The sequence below is a fragment of the Pseudomonas wadenswilerensis genome (assembly GCF_024749185.1).
GTDB classification, from domain to species: domain Bacteria; phylum Pseudomonadota; class Gammaproteobacteria; order Pseudomonadales; family Pseudomonadaceae; genus Aquipseudomonas; species Aquipseudomonas wadenswilerensis.
Genome location: NZ_CP087191.1, coordinates 5,159,441 through 5,173,394 on the forward strand (window position 1 = coordinate 5,159,441; position 13,954 = coordinate 5,173,394).

The following is a 13,954-nucleotide window of genomic DNA, read 5'->3' on the forward strand; positions in this document are numbered from 1 at the left end:
GCGCGTGGCGCTAGCCGCAAATTATACGCCGGGCGCCGGCTTCGGTACCGCAGTGACTCGCCAGTCATCGCCTATTGCGCGCATTTCGGTGATCTGCAAATGGGGCGCCTGGCTCATTTTTTCCAGTGGCCAGTCGAGCAATGGCCGGGCATTGGAGCCGAGAATGCGCCCGGCGACAAAAATCTGATACTCATCGATCAGGCCCTGCCGGGCAAAGGCACCGACCAAGCCGGCGCCGGCTTCGACCAGCACTTCGTTGATGCCACGGGCCGCCAGCTCGAGCATCAGTGCGGGCAAATCGACGCGGCCATCGCTGCCCGGCAGGTGTAACAACTCATGCCCGGCTTCAACATAACGCGGGTCGACTTCAGCGGCGGTTACCACCAGGGCCGGCCCCGCTTGAAAGAACGCTGCATCGAGCGGCAAACGCAAACGGCCGTCGATCAACACCCGCAAAGGTGGACGGGCCAGGGCCAGCGCGGTGGTTTCAGGGTCCAGGCCAAGTTCTTCGCCGCGCACGGTCATCCGCGCGTTATCGGCCAGCACGCTTTCGGCGCTGGTCAGCACCACGCTGGATCGTGCACGCAAACGCTGCACCGCCGAGCGCGCCGCCGGGCCGGTGATCCACTGGCTCTCGCCGCTGGCCATGGCCGTGCGGCCGTCCAGGCTCATCGCCAGCTTGGCCCGCACGAACGGCAGGCCGTGTTCCATGCGCTTGAGAAAACCCGGGTTCAGGGCGCGGGCTTCAGCTTCAAGCACACCGCTGGCGACTTCTATGCCAGCGTCGGCCAGGCGCTTGAGGCCTTGGCCGGCGACTTGCGGATTAGGGTCCTGCATGGCCGCTACCACCCGCGCCACGCCGGCCTTGACCAGCGCCTCGGCACAGGGCGGCGTGCGCCCGTGGTGGCTGCACGGCTCAAGGGTGACGTAGGCACAGGCGCCGCGGGCCAGCTCACCGGCCTGGCGCAAGGCATGTACTTCGGCATGGGGCTCGCCGGCACGCACGTGCCAGCCTTCACCGACGACCTGGCCATCACGGACGATCACGCAGCCGACGCGCGGGTTCGGGTGGGTGGAGTACAAGCCCTTGCGGGCCAACTCGATGGCCCGGGCCATGTAGTGCGCATCAAGCACCGCGCGTTCGCTGGACATGCTCACTCTTTAGCCGGCACACGGGCCAGGCGGTCGATTTCTTCACGGAACTCGTTGAGGTCCTGGAAGCGCCGGTACACGGAGGCAAAGCGGATATAGGCGACTTCATCGAGCTTCTGCAGCTCGGCCATGACCAGCTCGCCAACCACCAGCGACTTGATCTCGCGCTCGCCGGTGGCCCGCAGCTTGTGCTTGATGTGCGCCAGCGCCGCTTCCAGGCGCTCGACGCTGACCGGACGTTTTTCCAGGGCGCGCTGCATACCGGCGCGCAGTTTTTCTTCGTCGAAGGGCTGGCGGCTGCCGTCCTGCTTGATCAGCCGGGGCAGAACCAGTTCGGCGGTTTCGAAGGTGGTGAAGCGCTCACCGCAGGCAACGCATTCGCGCCGACGGCGCACTTGCTCGCCCTCGGCAACCAGTCGCGAGTCGATGACCTTGGTGTCGTTGGCACCGCAGAAGGGACAGTGCATGGTGGCAGGCAACAAAAAAAGGGAGGGCCATGGTAGCGCATCCCACTGGCAAGACAAGCCAAAGGGGTTACCATCCAGTGAGGAAATATGCCGCGAAGGAATTCCCCATGCCATCAAGAGCGCTTGTCGTGCTCAGTTTCGCCGCCCTGCTGGCCGCTTGCAGCAGCGATAAACCCCAGCCTGCGCCGGCCCCGAAAGCCCCTGTAGCCAGCAAACCGGCCAAAGAACTCGGCCCGCTGCCGGCCTATCAGCGCGAGTTGAGCGGCACTTTGCTCAACATCCCGGTCGGTGCCGAAGTCGAACTGGCCTTGCTGGTGATCGATGAACGTGGCCGTCCGCAAGGCCTGCTGGCCAGCAGCACGTTCAGCGGCAATGGCCTGGACCTGCCGTTTCGCCTGCGCTTCAACCCCGAAGCCTTTCCGGCCGGTGCGCGGGTCGAGCTGCGCGGCCGCGCGAGCAAATCCGGGCAACTGATCCTGCACCTGCCGCCCCTGCGTATCGCCCAGGCACAAACCCAGGCTACCGGCCCGCTGCGCTTCGAAAAGGCGCCATGATGGCGCCCGCTCCGCTGCAACAGGCCTTGAGCGAACTGCTGGGTGACGCGCAACTGGTGGTCAGCGATCTGCCCGAGTGCGCGCTCAGGTTGTGGCTGATCGATGCGCAGAACATGGACCGCGCCTTCAGCTCCGAAGAAACCCGGCGCATCCTCCACGAACCGCCGTACTGGAGCTTCTGCTGGGCCAGCGGCCTGGCCATGGCACGGTATCTGGACGAGCACCGGCACTGGGTCGAAGGCAAGCGCGTGCTCGATTTTGGCGCAGGGTCCGGCATTGCCGGTATTGCCGCGGCCAAGGCCGGGGCGCTTGAAGTCGTCGCCTGCGATCTTGATCCACTGGCGCTGCACGCCTGCCGGGCCAACGCCGAACTCAACGAGGTGGAACTGAGCTATTCCAGCGATTTCTTCCAGGAGGCCGACCGTTTCGACTTGATCCTGGTCGCCGATGTGCTCTACGACCGCGCCAACCTGCCGCTGCTGGATGAATTCCTCAGCCGAGGCCAGCAGGCCCTGGTGGCCGATTCACGGGTACGGGATTTCAGCCATCCGCTGTACCGGTCCCTGGGTGTGCTGGATGCCCTGACCTTGCCGGACCTGGCCGAGCCCCACGAATTCCGCCGGGTCAGCCTGTACCACGCCAGCCGCCAGCCTTTATAGTGATGCCATTCACGGATTTTCGAGAGTCGCGATGAACCCTGCTACCCCGTACATATTCGACGCCACGGCCACCGACTTCGATCAGTCGGTGATCCAGAACTCTTTCCACAAACCGGTGCTGGTCGATTTCTGGGCCGAGTGGTGCGCGCCGTGCAAGGCGCTGATGCCGCTGCTGGCGCAGATCACCGAGAGTTACCAGGGCGAACTGCTGTTGGCCAAGGTCAACTGCGATATCGAGCAGGACATCGTTGCCCGCTTCGGCATCCGCAGCCTGCCGACCGTGGTGCTGTTCAAGGATGGTCAGCCCGTGGACGGCTTTGCCGGTGCCCAGCCGGAGTCGGCGATTCGCACCCTGCTCGAACCCCACGTAAAACTGCCGCCACCCGCTGCCGCCGACCCGCTGGAACTGGCCCAGGCACTGTTCGCCGAAGGGCGCTTCAGCGAAGCCGAGAGCACCCTCAAGGCACTGCTCACGGAAGACAACAGCAATGCCGGTGCGCTGATCCTCTATGCCCGTTGCCTGGCTGAGCGGGGCGAGCTGGGTGAAGCCCAGACCGTGCTCGACGCGGTCAAGAGCGATGAGCACAAGGCCGCCCTCGCCGGCGCCAAGGCGCAACTGACCTTCCTGGGCCTGGCCGCCAGCCTGCCGGAAGTCGCCGACCTGAAAGCGCGCCTGGCGCAGAATGGCGAAGATGATGAAGCGGCGTATCAGCTGTGCATACAGCAACTGTCGCGCCAGCAGTACGAGGCGGCGCTGGAAGGCTTGCTGAAGCTGTTCAAGCGCAATCGCGGCTACGATGGCGGGGTGGCGCACAAGACCTTGCTGCAGGTATTTGACCTGCTGGGGAATGACCATCCGCTGGTCGGCACCTATCGTCGCAAGTTGTTTGCTGCCTTGTATTGAATTGATCGCGGGGCAAGCCCGCTCCTGCCGATCTTGTAGGAGCGGGCTTGCCCCGCGATACCCTCATCACCCCACCCAGTGATAAACCGGCGCATCCGCCCCGCTTTCCACCTTCACCTCGGCACTATGGCGCAAGCGAACCAGCAAGCGCTTGCCGGCCGCCATACTCCCCGCCAGCCCTTCCAGATGCTCGAGCAACTCCGGCCCGTTGAGCTGCCCGGCCTTGCGCAGCACCTCGCGCGCGGCCTGCCATAGCGCATCATCCGGCCGCACCGCTGCCACGGGAGCGGCAGCCACCGCCGGCGCTGGCGCCACAGCAACCAGCTGACCGCCCAGTTGCGCCCATTCCGCCGGGTCCAGTTCCAGGGTCAGGTCTACCGGCCAGTCGCCGATGTGTCCGCGAATTCGCATGGGTTTGTCCTTGTGCGCAATCAATGGGCCCATGCTCCCACGCCAACGCCTCATCGCCAAGCACACTGGCGCGGCCCGAACAAGTTGTTATAACATTACCAAATCCATCCAGTGCCTCTGCGGAGTCCGCCCATGCGTCGTCTGTTGCTTGCCTTGCCGTTTGCCTTGTTGCCCCTGGCCGTCGCTCATGCCCACGACGACCACGATCACGATCATGACCACGCTCATGGCAGCCTCGCCGCCCATGAGCACGGCGTTGCCCGCCTCAATGTAGTGCTGGACGACAAGACCCTGGAGCTGGAACTGGACAGCCCGGCGATGAACCTGGTCGGCTTCGAACACCCGGCCACCAGCGCCGCCGACAAGGCCAAGGTCGCTGCCGTACGCACACAATTGGAAAAACCATTGGCCCTGTTCGGCCTGGCTAAAGCGGCCAACTGCAGCGAGAGTGATCAGGAGCTGGAAAGCCCGCTGTTCGGCGACAAGCCGGCAGTCGATGACGATGGCGACGAGCACGAAGGCCACGCACACAGTGAAATCCATGCCCATTACCGGCTGGCCTGTGACAAGCCCGGCGAGCTCAAGAGCCTCGACCTGAGCCCATTGTTCAAGGCCTTCCCCGCCACCCAGAAAATTGCGCTACAACTGATCGGGCCCAACGGCCAACAAGGTGTCGAAGCGACCCCGGCCAAGGCCACGATCAACTTCTGATAGCCCTTTTGCAGCGAAACGCCCGGGGTAACCCGGGCGTTCATTTATGAGCCAGGCACTGATTGAACTGACCGACCTGGGCTTTGCCTGGCCGGGCCAAGCCCCCCTGCTGGATATTCCCGCCCTGCGCCTGGAAGCCGGCGAATCGCTGTTTCTCAAAGGCCCCAGCGGCAGCGGCAAGACCACCCTGCTCGGCCTGCTCGGCGGCGTGCAAAAACCCGATCGCGGTAGCATCCGCCTGCTCGGCCAGGACTTGAGCGAACTGAAGCTGGCCGCCCGCGACCGCTTTCGGGTCGACCACACCGGTTACATCTTCCAGCAGTTCAACCTGCTGCCGTTCCTCTCGGTACGGGAGAACGTCGAACTGCCCTGCCGCTTCTCGCGCAGCCGCGCGCAACGCGCCGCCGAGCGCCACGGCAGCATCGACCAGGCCGCCGCCAGCCTGCTTGCTCACCTGGGTTTGAAAGACCCGGCGCTGCTCGCCCGCCGCGCCGACAGCCTGTCGATCGGCCAGCAGCAGCGTGTCGCGGCCGCCCGGGCCTTGATCGGCCAGCCGGAACTGGTGATCGCCGACGAGCCGACGTCCGCCCTCGATGCCGACACCCGTGAAGCCTTCATTCGCCTGTTGTTCGCCGAGTGCCGTGCCGCCGGTTCCAGCCTGCTGTTTGTCAGCCACGACCAGAGCCTGGCGCCGTTGTTCGACCGTCAGCTGTCCCTTGCCGAACTCAACCGTGCGGCCCAGCCGGCCAATGACCTGGAGGCCTGATGTACCTGCTCCGCCTTGCCTTGGCCAGCCTGGCCAACCGCCGCTTTACTGCTTTTTTGACCGCCTTCGCCATTGCACTCTCGGTGTGCCTGCTGCTGGCGGTCGAGCGGGTGCGCACCGAAGCCCGCGCCAGCTTCGCCAGCACCATCAGCGGCACCGACCTGATCGTCGGCGCCCGCTCAGGCTCGGTGAACCTGCTGCTGTACTCGGTATTTCGCATCGGCAACGCCACCAACAACATTCGTTGGGAGAGCTTCGAACACTACGCCAGCGACAAACGGGTGAAATGGGCCATCCCCATTTCCTTGGGCGATTCGCATCGCGGCTACCGGGTAATGGGCACCGACGCACGCTATTTCGAGCACTACCAGTACGGCCGCAAGCAGCACCTGCAACTGGCCGAGGGACGGGCCTTTGCCAGTGATCCGTTCGAAGTGGTGCTTGGCGCCGAAGTGGCCGACGCCCTGCACTACAAGCTTGGCGACAAACTGGTGCTGGCTCATGGCGTGGCAGCCATCAGCCTGGTCAAGCACGATGACAAACCCTTCACCGTGGTCGGCGTGCTGCAACGCACCGGCACTCCCGTCGACCGTACTTTACACATCAGCCTGGGCGGGATGGAAGCCATCCACATCGACTGGCACAACGGCATGCCAGCCCGCGGCGCTGGGCGCATCAGCGCCGAGCAGGCGCGCAACATGGACCTCGACCCCGTAGCCATCACCGCGTTCATGCTCGGCCTGAACAACAAGGTGGCAACCTTCAGCCTGCAACGGGAAATCAACGAGTACCGCGGCGAACCGCTGCTGGCGATCCTCCCCGGTGTAGCCCTGCAAGAGCTCTGGAGCCTGATGGGCACGGCTGAGCAGGCACTGTTCGTGGTCTCGTTGTTTGTGGTACTGACCGGCCTGATCGGCATGCTCACCGCGATCCTCACCAGCCTCAATGAACGGCGCCGGGAAATGGCCATCCTGCGCTCGGTAGGCGCGCGCCCCTGGCACATTGCCGGGCTGCTGGTGCTCGAAGCCCTGGCCTTGGCGGTAGCCGGTATCGGCGCCGGGCTGGCCTTGTTATACGGCGGCATCGCCCTGGCTCAGGGCTACGTGCAAGCCAACTACGGCCTGTTACTGCCGCTGGCCTGGCCCAGCGCCCATGAGTGGACCTTGCTGGGCATCATTCTTGGCGCTGCCCTGCTGATGGGCAGCGTGCCGGCTTGGCGCGCCTATCGCCAGTCGCTGGCCGACGGCCTGTCCATTCACCTGTGAGCACCTCGATGACCCGCGCCCTGCTGCTGTTACTGCTGTTGAACGCCTCGCCTTTGTGGGCGGCCGAACCCCGCACCCTGGAATGGCAGCAACTGATCCCGGCCGGGGCGCCGGTGATCCAGCCGCAGCTGGCGCCGCTGCACGACCTCTCGCAATTGAGTGATGCCCTGGCCGCGGAAGCGGCGCCAGCAGCGCGGCAAACCGCACCCAATGCCCCGGTGGTCAAGGCCCTGGATGGCCAGCAGGTGAAACTGCCCGGCTATATCGTGCCACTGGAAGTCAGCGAGGAAGGCCGCACCACCGAGTTCCTGCTGGTGCCTTACTACGGCGCCTGCATTCATGTGCCGCCACCGCCGTCGAACCAGATCGTTCACATCTTCAGCGAGATTGGCGTGAAGGTCGAAGACCTCTACCAGCCTTACTGGATCGAAGGCCAGATGCTGGTCAAAGCCACCAGCAGTGAACTGGCCGATGCCGGATATCAGATGGAAGCCGAGAAAATCTACGCATACGAGCTAGAATAAATGGCCGCCTGCAGGGCTTTGACGATTTCATTGAGCTGAGTCAAAAGTCGCCGTCCGTCAGCTCCTTACCATTGGACTCATTAAATTCTAAACGTCCTTTGGGAGCTTCCATGAACAAGTCCTTGCTTGGCGCCTCGCTCGTTGCTCTGGCGCTTGCAGCCCCTGTTGCCCACGCCCACCAGGCTGGCGACTTCATCCTGCGTGCCGGTGCGATCACTACCGCTCCCAACGAGAACAGCGGCGACATCAAGCTCGACGGCACCAAGATGTCCGGCACCAAGGCAACCCTGGACAGCGACACCCAACTGGGTCTGGCTTTCGCCTACATGCTGACCGACCACATCGGCCTCGAGCTGCTGGCCGCCACCCCGTTCCAGCACACTGTCGGCGTCAAGGGCCTGGGCGCGGGCCTGGATGGCAAGCTGGGCGACATCAAGCAACTGCCACCGACCCTGTCGCTGCAGTACTACCCGATGGAAGCTTCGTCGAAGTTCCAGCCTTACGCTGGTATCGGCCTGAACTACACCATGTTCTTTGACGAAGACCTGAGCAGCAACCGCAAAGCTCAAGGCTTCAGCAACATGAAGTTGAAAGATTCGGTCGGCCTGGCCGGTCAGTTGGGCATGGACTACATGATCAACGACAACTTCCTGGTCAACGCCGCGGTCTGGTACGTCGACATCGACACCAAGGCCACCATCGACGGCCCGAGCGCCCTGGGCGTCGGCAAGACCAAGGTCGACGTGGATGTCGATCCATGGGTCTACATGGTGGGTGTAGGCTACAAGTTCTAAGCGTCGTTTAAACACAAATCGCGGGGCAAGCCCGCTCCTACAGCACTTGTAGGAGCGGGCTTGCCCCGCGATGCATTTCAGCGCCCTAAAAGACGCGCCAGCCCATCGGCCAGTGGCGTCGGCTCAGGGAAATCAAAACGGCTCAGCAAACGCTGATTGTTCGCCCGCGAATGGCGGATATCACCCGAGCGCGCTGGCCCATGACTGATCGCCGGCAAATCGCCAACCACCGATTTCAGCGCGGCCAGCAACTGGTTCAGCGAAGTGGCCTGATTCAGGCCGATATTCACCGCGCCCTCTTCGACTTCCGCCATCTCCAGTGCCTGGACCATCACCGTCACCAGATCGCCGACATAGAGAAAGTCGCGAGTCTGCTCGCCATCGCCAAACAGGGTGATCGGCGTCCCGTTCAGGGCGCGCTCGCAGAAAATGCTGATGACCCCGGAATACGGCGAGGACGGATCCTGGCGCGGGCCGAAGATGTTGAAGAAGCGAAACACTACCGGTTCCAGGCCATGCTGACGGCGGTAGAAGTCCAGGTATTGCTCGCTGGCCAGCTTGTCTACCGCGTAAGGCGTCAACGGTGCCTTGGGCGTATCTTCCTCGATCGACTGGCCTTCGCCGTTGTTGCCATAAACCGCAGCGCTGGAGGCAAACAACACGCGCTTGATGCCGCTCAGGCGCATGGCCTCGCAGACATTCAGGGTGCCGATGAAGTTGCTCTGGTGGGTTTTCACCGGGTCATCCACCGAGGCCTGCACCGAGGCCACGGCGGCCAGGTGCACCACTGCCTGGCAACCGGCAGCCACGCGTTTGACCAGCTCGGCGTCGGCGACGTCGCCTTCGACCAGTTCCAGACGCGGGTTATCTACTTGGAGGTTGCCTGGTTTGCCGGTCGACAGGTCATCGAGGATACGCACGGCATAACCTTTGGCCAGCAGCGCATCGCTCAGGTGGGAACCGATGAAGCCAGCGCCACCGGTGATCAGAATAGGGGCATCAGCCATGACGATAGAAGCGATCCAGTAAGGGCGGCAAACCGGCGCGCCAGGCGCGGGGTTTGATACCAAAGGTGTGGAGAATTTTCTTGCAGGCCAGTACCGCATGCTGCGGTTCTTCGCTGGCGTCCGGGCGCGCGGCGTGGGCCTGCGCGGTCGGTGCCTGTACCGCCAGCTTATGCAACTGGGCCGCTTCTGTGAGGATAGCCTGCCCCAGCGCCAGCGGCGTGGTCGCCTCGTTGCCGGCGTAGTGATAGGTGCCCCACAGCGGCGCGGCGCAATCGAGCTGCTTGAGTACCGAAAGGATCACCCGCGCGGCGTCGTCCACCGGAGTCGGGTTGCCACGCCGGTCATCGGCCAACAGCAGCTCCTGGGGTTGCTCGGCGCGGGTCAGGAAGCGCCCGAGCACACCGTCGATGCTCTCGTCGAGCACCCAGCCAAAGCGCAGCAGTACATGTTGCGGGCAGGTGGCGCGTACGCTCTGCTCGATGCGCCACAAGGCCTGGCCACGCAGGCCCAGCGGCACTGGCTCATCCTTTTCGCTGTAGGCCGTGGCCCGCGAGCCATCGAAGACCCGGTAGCTGGACGGCTGGACGAGAATGATGTTGTGGTGCTGACACAGCTCGGCCAGGCGCTCGACTGCGCGTTCCTGCTGGGCCAGGCGCTGCTCGCTGACTGCTTCGGCCTGGAACCAGTCGAAATAGTAGGCCAGGTTGATCAGCGCATCGGGGCGGGTGTCGTCGAGCAGTTGGGTCAGGCTCGCTGGATCCCAGCCGCTGTCCGGCGGGCGCGGCGCCAGAAAGCCGATATCTTCCTCGGCCCCGAGACGAATCAGCGCTTGCCCGAGGGCACTTCCACCACCCAACAGCATCAGGCGCATTCGCATAGAGTCAGCAGGTCCGATCAGTTTATTGGAAGAAAGCCTTCATTTTGCGGTTTCCGGCAGGGGAAGTCCAACACAGGGGCACCCGTCCCGCCCGGCGTTGAGTCAAGGGCGATTTTTTTCTGCGCTTACAGAAATCCGGAAACTGCCTATACCGCACCCGGAATGAGCTGACTGGCTTGAATTGATCAACCAGGAGAATAGTTAGCTTATTCATTTACCAATCGCCAGACACCCTGTCTGAAACCCGGTCGACGCGGATTTCCAGATAAAACCAATAATAAAGGAATGTTTCCCATGCAGGATTCGGAAGTCGCGTACCTGAGTTTCGATCAGGGCCAGGCCCGTACGCTGGCAGCCGCCAGCCAGCACCTCGCAGAACTCCGCGGCCCTCAGGCAGCCGGCGTCGCCAGCAAGGCCCGCCAGTGGGCAGAGCGCCTGCACTCTACCCTAGACGCCAGCCAGAAGGCCCTGGTGCAACGCTTTGCCGATGGCCAACTGTCGGCCCTGATGTGTTCGCAGATGACCTGCCCCGGGGGCGATCCGCTGCCCAAGCATCTTCCTGACCTGGCCAGCCTGGCCCGGAGCAAGCGTTGCCTGTACCTGGCCTCGCGCAACCAGTTGCTGCTGGAACTGGTGCGCTACCGTGCCTTTGCCTTCGATATCGACAACCAGGGCCAGATCGTGCGGCTGGTCGGTAACTTCAAAGGAGGCGGCAGCGTGCCCCGGCCCGGCGAGGATCACAGCACTCAGGTCGAACTCAGCTCTCACGCCGGACTGCGTCTGGGCCCACATACCGAAGCGCCCTACAACTGTTCGATTGTCGCCAGTGAAGGCCGCTCACCCGCCCCGTCGGCGCTGATCCTTTCCGCCCGCTGGAACCCGGCCAACGAACCGACCCGGATCATCCCGCTGCGCGGCATCATCGAGCAATTGGGCAGCCTGCATGCACTGGCGCTGACCTCGGCCTCCTTCGCCTTTACCCGCAGCGACTGCTTCGTCGCCGGCCAGGGCGAAGCCGACAAGGCCACTTCGATGCTGCAATTCGATCCCAATGGCGGTTTCAGCCTGCGCTACAACGCTTACCGTTTCTCGCTTAACGATCACGCCAGCGACGCTGCCGCCCGCGCATTCGACGCCTTCCAGGCCCTGGTCAAGGATACCCAGCCCATGCCGTTCGTGCTCCAGCCCGACACGGCGTTGCTGATCAACAACAGCCGCGCCCTGCACGGGCGTGACATTCTTCAGGACAACCGGCGCCTGCTGGTACGCCTGTTCGGCTACTCGCGCTTTGCAAGCCCGGTAGTACTTAACGACGATCCGCTGCTGGTGCGTGGCTGAACAAGGAATCCTCCCAGATGATGGAAATTGATCTCACCCTGCTGCTGACCCTGGCCTCGGTCGCGCTGATGGCCGGCTTTTTCGATGCCATCGCTGGCGGCGGTGGCCTGATCACCCTGCCGGTGCTGTTCGTTGCCGGCATCGATCCGCTGGCGGCAATCGCCACCAACAAGTTTCAGGCCGCCTCGGCCACGGTCTCGGCTACGTGTGCCTTTGCCCGCAAGGGCATGATCGACTGGAAAAGCGGCCTGCCCATGGCCGCCATGGCCTTTGCCGGTGGCGTCCTGGGGGCGCTGTCGGTAAGCCTGGTGCCCAAGAGCTTCCTGCAGGCCTGCGTACCGGTGCTGCTGATCCTGGTGGCCGCCTACTTTGCCTTCAGCTCCAAGCCGGACGAGCAACGGCGCAGGGCAAGGATCTCGATCAGCCTGTTCTGCCTGGCAGTCGCACCTCTGATCGGCTTCTACGATGGCGTGTTCGGCCCCGGAGTCGGCTCGTTCTTCATGATTGCCTGCGTGGTCCTGCTCGGCCAGCCGATGCTGCATGCGGTGTGCAACAGCAAGCTGCTCAATGCCGCCTGCAACCTCGGCGCACTGTCGGTGTTTTCGCTCAGCGGGGCCATCGTCTGGCCGCTGGCCCTGGCGATGGCCTGCGCCGCCTTCATCGGCGCGCAACTAGGCGCTCGCTGCGCTGTGCGTTTCGGTTCTAAACTGATCAAGCCGCTGCTGGTGTGCGTATGCTGCCTCATGGCCCTCAAGCTGCTGCTGAGCACAGGCAACCCACTTGGCGAATGGCTACATCATCAGTTTCTATAGGCGGTGTCCATGCATCTGGAAGCAACCTCGACCCAACGTTCCACCTGGCAATACGACGAACCCACCCCCGGCACCGAACGCTTCATCAGCGAAACCTTCGATGGTTTCCAGCAACAGGCGCGGCTGCTGATACCCGATCAGGAGCGCGCCGCGCCGCTGTTCGTGATCGGTGGTGCGCGCTCTGACTTCACCCGCCTCAACCCGCTGTTGTATCGCCTGCAACAGCAGGGTATCGGCTCGCTGACCGGCAACCTCTCAGGCCATAGCCTGGCGGCCGAGCCCGGCGCACCACAACCGTCGCTGACCACCAACCTGGAGGAGGCGCAGCGCTTTCACCGGCATATCGCCGAGCGCTGCCAGACCCTGCTCGGCCACAGTCTCGGCGGCGCCATCGCGCTGAAACTGGCCGCGCAAACACCGGCCATCGACAAGCTGGTGCTGATCTGCCCGGCGGTTTACCCGGATGCCGCCCACCAGGCGCCCTTCGGCCCGGCCTTCACCGAGGCGATCCGCCAGCCCTACGGGTTTCTCGACTGCGACAGCTACGAATTCCTGCGCAAGTTCCAAGGCCGGGTGCTGCTGGTGATCGGCGAGTTCGACGGGCTCAACTCCAGGGCTTATGGGCAAGGCGAAGGCACCTCGGCCGGCACCTTGTGGCTGGCCGGTGCCCAGCGTTACAGCCCGATCCCCGAAGAAGTCACCCAGGCCCTGCTGCGCGCAGTGCCGGCGCCGCACCTGGAGTGCCTGCTACTGACCGATTGCGATCACGGCATCGCCGCGCACCTGCGCGACAAGCCGGCCGTGGCCGATCAGGTGGCGCAGGTGGTGGCCGAGTTCATTCTCGGCTGAGCGCGGTTATTCGATCTCGAACAGGCCGTTACGGATCGGCCCGGCGCTGAGGCGTTCGCGTACGTCGTCGTCGATCCGCGGATCGTCCGGGCGGTACAGCTTGACCTGGCGGTAGGCGCTGATGCGGTTGATCTCGGTGCCCAGGTATTCCCACACCACCCGGGTGCAGGCCGGGGTGCGCCGGTCGCCGCTGGAAACCCCGGTCTTGAGGCCGTTGAGGCGGGTAATGCGGCTCTTGAAGCTGGGTATCAGGATGGTCTGGCTCATCTCGTTGACGGTCAGCGATTCGTAGTCGAGCAAAAACAAGCGGTCCTGCAACTGGAACGCCGCGCCCAGGTAGCGGCAACGCACCCAGTCTTCGGCCTGAACGTCGGTGCTGCTGGAGCGCTCCTGACGCTCCTGACGCTCGAATAAAAAACTGCCGCGCTCTTCGCGCAGGTGCACCAGCGACAGCAGGATCGAGCCCGGTACCGACATGCAGTTGGAGTATTCGAAGTAATAACCGCAGTAGCGCGACAGGTTGCCGGCCTGTTCACGCAACGGCCGCAGCAGTTCGGCCAGCGGGTCGTCCTGGCTCACTGCGGGGTTGGCGGCACTGCGGGCACCGATCAGGCGGGCGAACTGCTCCGGCGGCAAACCCAGCTCGTAATCCTCAACACCGAAGAAATCGCCGATGCGCTTGAGGTTGTATGCCGTCGGCTGGCTCTGCCCGCTCAGGTACTTGTTGAACTGCGCGCGGTTGATCGACAGCTGCCGGCAAACTTCCGAGATAGAGCGGTAGTGGCTGCAGGCAAGCTTGAGATTGGTGCCGAGATATTCGCTCATGTGAGCCGTTCCAGATGATGCGACAGGCGCCAGTTTAGC

17 protein-coding genes are annotated in these 13,954 nt (G+C 63.8%); 11 read left to right on the top strand and 6 right to left on the bottom strand.

Annotation, left to right across the window (positions count from 1 at the left end):
* Nucleotides 1-21 precede the first annotated feature (21 nt).
* Nucleotides 22-1,152 (bottom strand): bifunctional diaminohydroxyphosphoribosylaminopyrimidine deaminase/5-amino-6-(5-phosphoribosylamino)uracil reductase RibD, encoded by a 1,131-nt coding sequence (gene ribD / locus LOY45_RS23690; protein WP_115085101.1) that lies wholly within the window; start codon nucleotides 1,150-1,152, stop codon nucleotides 22-24.
* Between the two features lie 2 nt (nucleotides 1,153-1,154).
* Nucleotides 1,155-1,619: a transcriptional regulator NrdR gene (nrdR, locus tag LOY45_RS23695; protein WP_010222838.1), complete on the bottom strand. Its 465-nt coding sequence runs from the start codon at nucleotides 1,617-1,619 to the stop codon at nucleotides 1,155-1,157.
* 107 nt (nucleotides 1,620-1,726) lie between these two features.
* On the opposite strand from nrdR, the gene LOY45_RS23700 reads away from it, so the two are divergent.
* Genes LOY45_RS23700 through trxA form a run of 3 tightly spaced genes read left to right on the top strand, consistent with a single transcriptional unit; the run spans nucleotide 1,727 to nucleotide 3,736 of the window.
* On the top strand, nucleotides 1,727-2,173 hold the full coding sequence (locus LOY45_RS23700) for a hypothetical protein (RefSeq protein WP_115085099.1): 447 nt from the start codon (nucleotides 1,727-1,729) through the stop codon (nucleotides 2,171-2,173).
* Entirely contained in the window at nucleotides 2,173-2,832 is a 660-nt protein-coding gene (locus tag LOY45_RS23705) for a class I SAM-dependent methyltransferase (RefSeq protein WP_115085098.1), read from the top strand. The genes LOY45_RS23700 and LOY45_RS23705 overlap by 1 nt, the downstream gene beginning before the upstream one ends.
* A gap of 31 nt (nucleotides 2,833-2,863) precedes the next feature.
* The gene (gene trxA / locus LOY45_RS23710) at nucleotides 2,864-3,736 is read left to right on the top strand and encodes a thioredoxin (RefSeq protein ID WP_115085097.1); all 873 of its coding nucleotides are present in this window, start codon (nucleotides 2,864-2,866) and stop codon (nucleotides 3,734-3,736) included.
* 66 nt (nucleotides 3,737-3,802) lie between these two features.
* On the opposite strand, the gene LOY45_RS23715 is transcribed toward trxA, so the two are convergent.
* A complete protein-coding gene (locus LOY45_RS23715) occupies nucleotides 3,803-4,147 on the bottom strand; it encodes a hypothetical protein (protein ID WP_115085096.1) in 345 nt (114 codons plus the stop codon).
* Nucleotides 4,148-4,279: 132 nt separating this feature from the next.
* Here LOY45_RS23715 and LOY45_RS23720 point away from each other — a divergent pair, with 132 nt between their 5' ends.
* The 5 genes from LOY45_RS23720 to LOY45_RS23740 all read left to right on the top strand — a co-directional run bounded on the left by LOY45_RS23720 (nucleotide 4,280) and on the right by LOY45_RS23740 (nucleotide 8,207).
* Nucleotides 4,280-4,858, top strand: coding sequence for a DUF2796 domain-containing protein (locus LOY45_RS23720; protein ID WP_258578449.1), 579 nt, complete (start codon nucleotides 4,280-4,282; stop codon nucleotides 4,856-4,858).
* Between the two features lie 46 nt (nucleotides 4,859-4,904).
* A complete protein-coding gene (locus LOY45_RS23725) occupies nucleotides 4,905-5,624 on the top strand; it encodes an ABC transporter ATP-binding protein (protein WP_115085094.1) in 720 nt (239 codons plus the stop codon).
* Complete coding sequence (locus LOY45_RS23730; RefSeq protein ID WP_258578450.1) at nucleotides 5,624-6,889, top strand: ABC transporter permease; 1,266 nt, start codon at nucleotides 5,624-5,626, stop codon at nucleotides 6,887-6,889. Before LOY45_RS23725 ends, LOY45_RS23730 begins: the two co-directional genes overlap by 1 nt.
* 8 nt (nucleotides 6,890-6,897) lie before the next feature.
* The gene (locus tag LOY45_RS23735) at nucleotides 6,898-7,413 is read left to right on the top strand and encodes a DUF3299 domain-containing protein (protein ID WP_258578452.1); all 516 of its coding nucleotides are present in this window, start codon (nucleotides 6,898-6,900) and stop codon (nucleotides 7,411-7,413) included.
* 110 nt (nucleotides 7,414-7,523) lie between these two features.
* Nucleotides 7,524-8,207, top strand: a complete 684-nt coding sequence (locus LOY45_RS23740; protein WP_115085091.1) for an OmpW/AlkL family protein — start codon at nucleotides 7,524-7,526, stop codon at nucleotides 8,205-8,207.
* Between the two features lie 77 nt (nucleotides 8,208-8,284).
* On the opposite strand, the gene LOY45_RS23745 is transcribed toward LOY45_RS23740, so the two are convergent.
* Nucleotides 8,285-9,214, bottom strand: coding sequence for an NAD-dependent epimerase/dehydratase family protein (locus LOY45_RS23745; protein WP_258578453.1), 930 nt, complete (start codon nucleotides 9,212-9,214; stop codon nucleotides 8,285-8,287).
* Nucleotides 9,207-10,091 carry a sugar nucleotide-binding protein gene (locus LOY45_RS23750; protein WP_045199991.1) on the bottom strand — a complete coding sequence of 295 codons (885 nt, stop codon included), beginning with the start codon at nucleotides 10,089-10,091 and terminating at the stop codon, nucleotides 9,207-9,209. Before LOY45_RS23750 ends, LOY45_RS23745 begins: the two co-directional genes overlap by 8 nt.
* 294 nt (nucleotides 10,092-10,385) lie before the next feature.
* Here LOY45_RS23750 and LOY45_RS23755 point away from each other — a divergent pair, with 294 nt between their 5' ends.
* From LOY45_RS23755 to LOY45_RS23765, 3 genes are read left to right on the top strand one after another with little or no spacing between them, the layout of a single operon-like run.
* A complete protein-coding gene (locus tag LOY45_RS23755; RefSeq protein ID WP_258578454.1) occupies nucleotides 10,386-11,429 on the top strand; it encodes a TauD/TfdA family dioxygenase in 1,044 nt (347 codons plus the stop codon).
* 17 nt (nucleotides 11,430-11,446) lie between these two features.
* Complete coding sequence (locus LOY45_RS23760; protein ID WP_258578455.1) at nucleotides 11,447-12,241, top strand: TSUP family transporter; 795 nt, start codon at nucleotides 11,447-11,449, stop codon at nucleotides 12,239-12,241.
* A gap of 9 nt (nucleotides 12,242-12,250) precedes the next feature.
* Nucleotides 12,251-13,090, top strand: coding sequence for an alpha/beta hydrolase (locus LOY45_RS23765; protein WP_115085089.1), 840 nt, complete (start codon nucleotides 12,251-12,253; stop codon nucleotides 13,088-13,090).
* Nucleotides 13,091-13,096: 6 nt separating this feature from the next.
* Here the strand turns inward: LOY45_RS23765 and LOY45_RS23770 are convergent, their stop codons facing one another.
* The gene (locus tag LOY45_RS23770; RefSeq protein ID WP_115085088.1) at nucleotides 13,097-13,915 is read right to left on the bottom strand and encodes a helix-turn-helix domain-containing protein; all 819 of its coding nucleotides are present in this window, start codon (nucleotides 13,913-13,915) and stop codon (nucleotides 13,097-13,099) included.
* Between the last annotated feature and the right edge of the window lie 39 nt (nucleotides 13,916-13,954).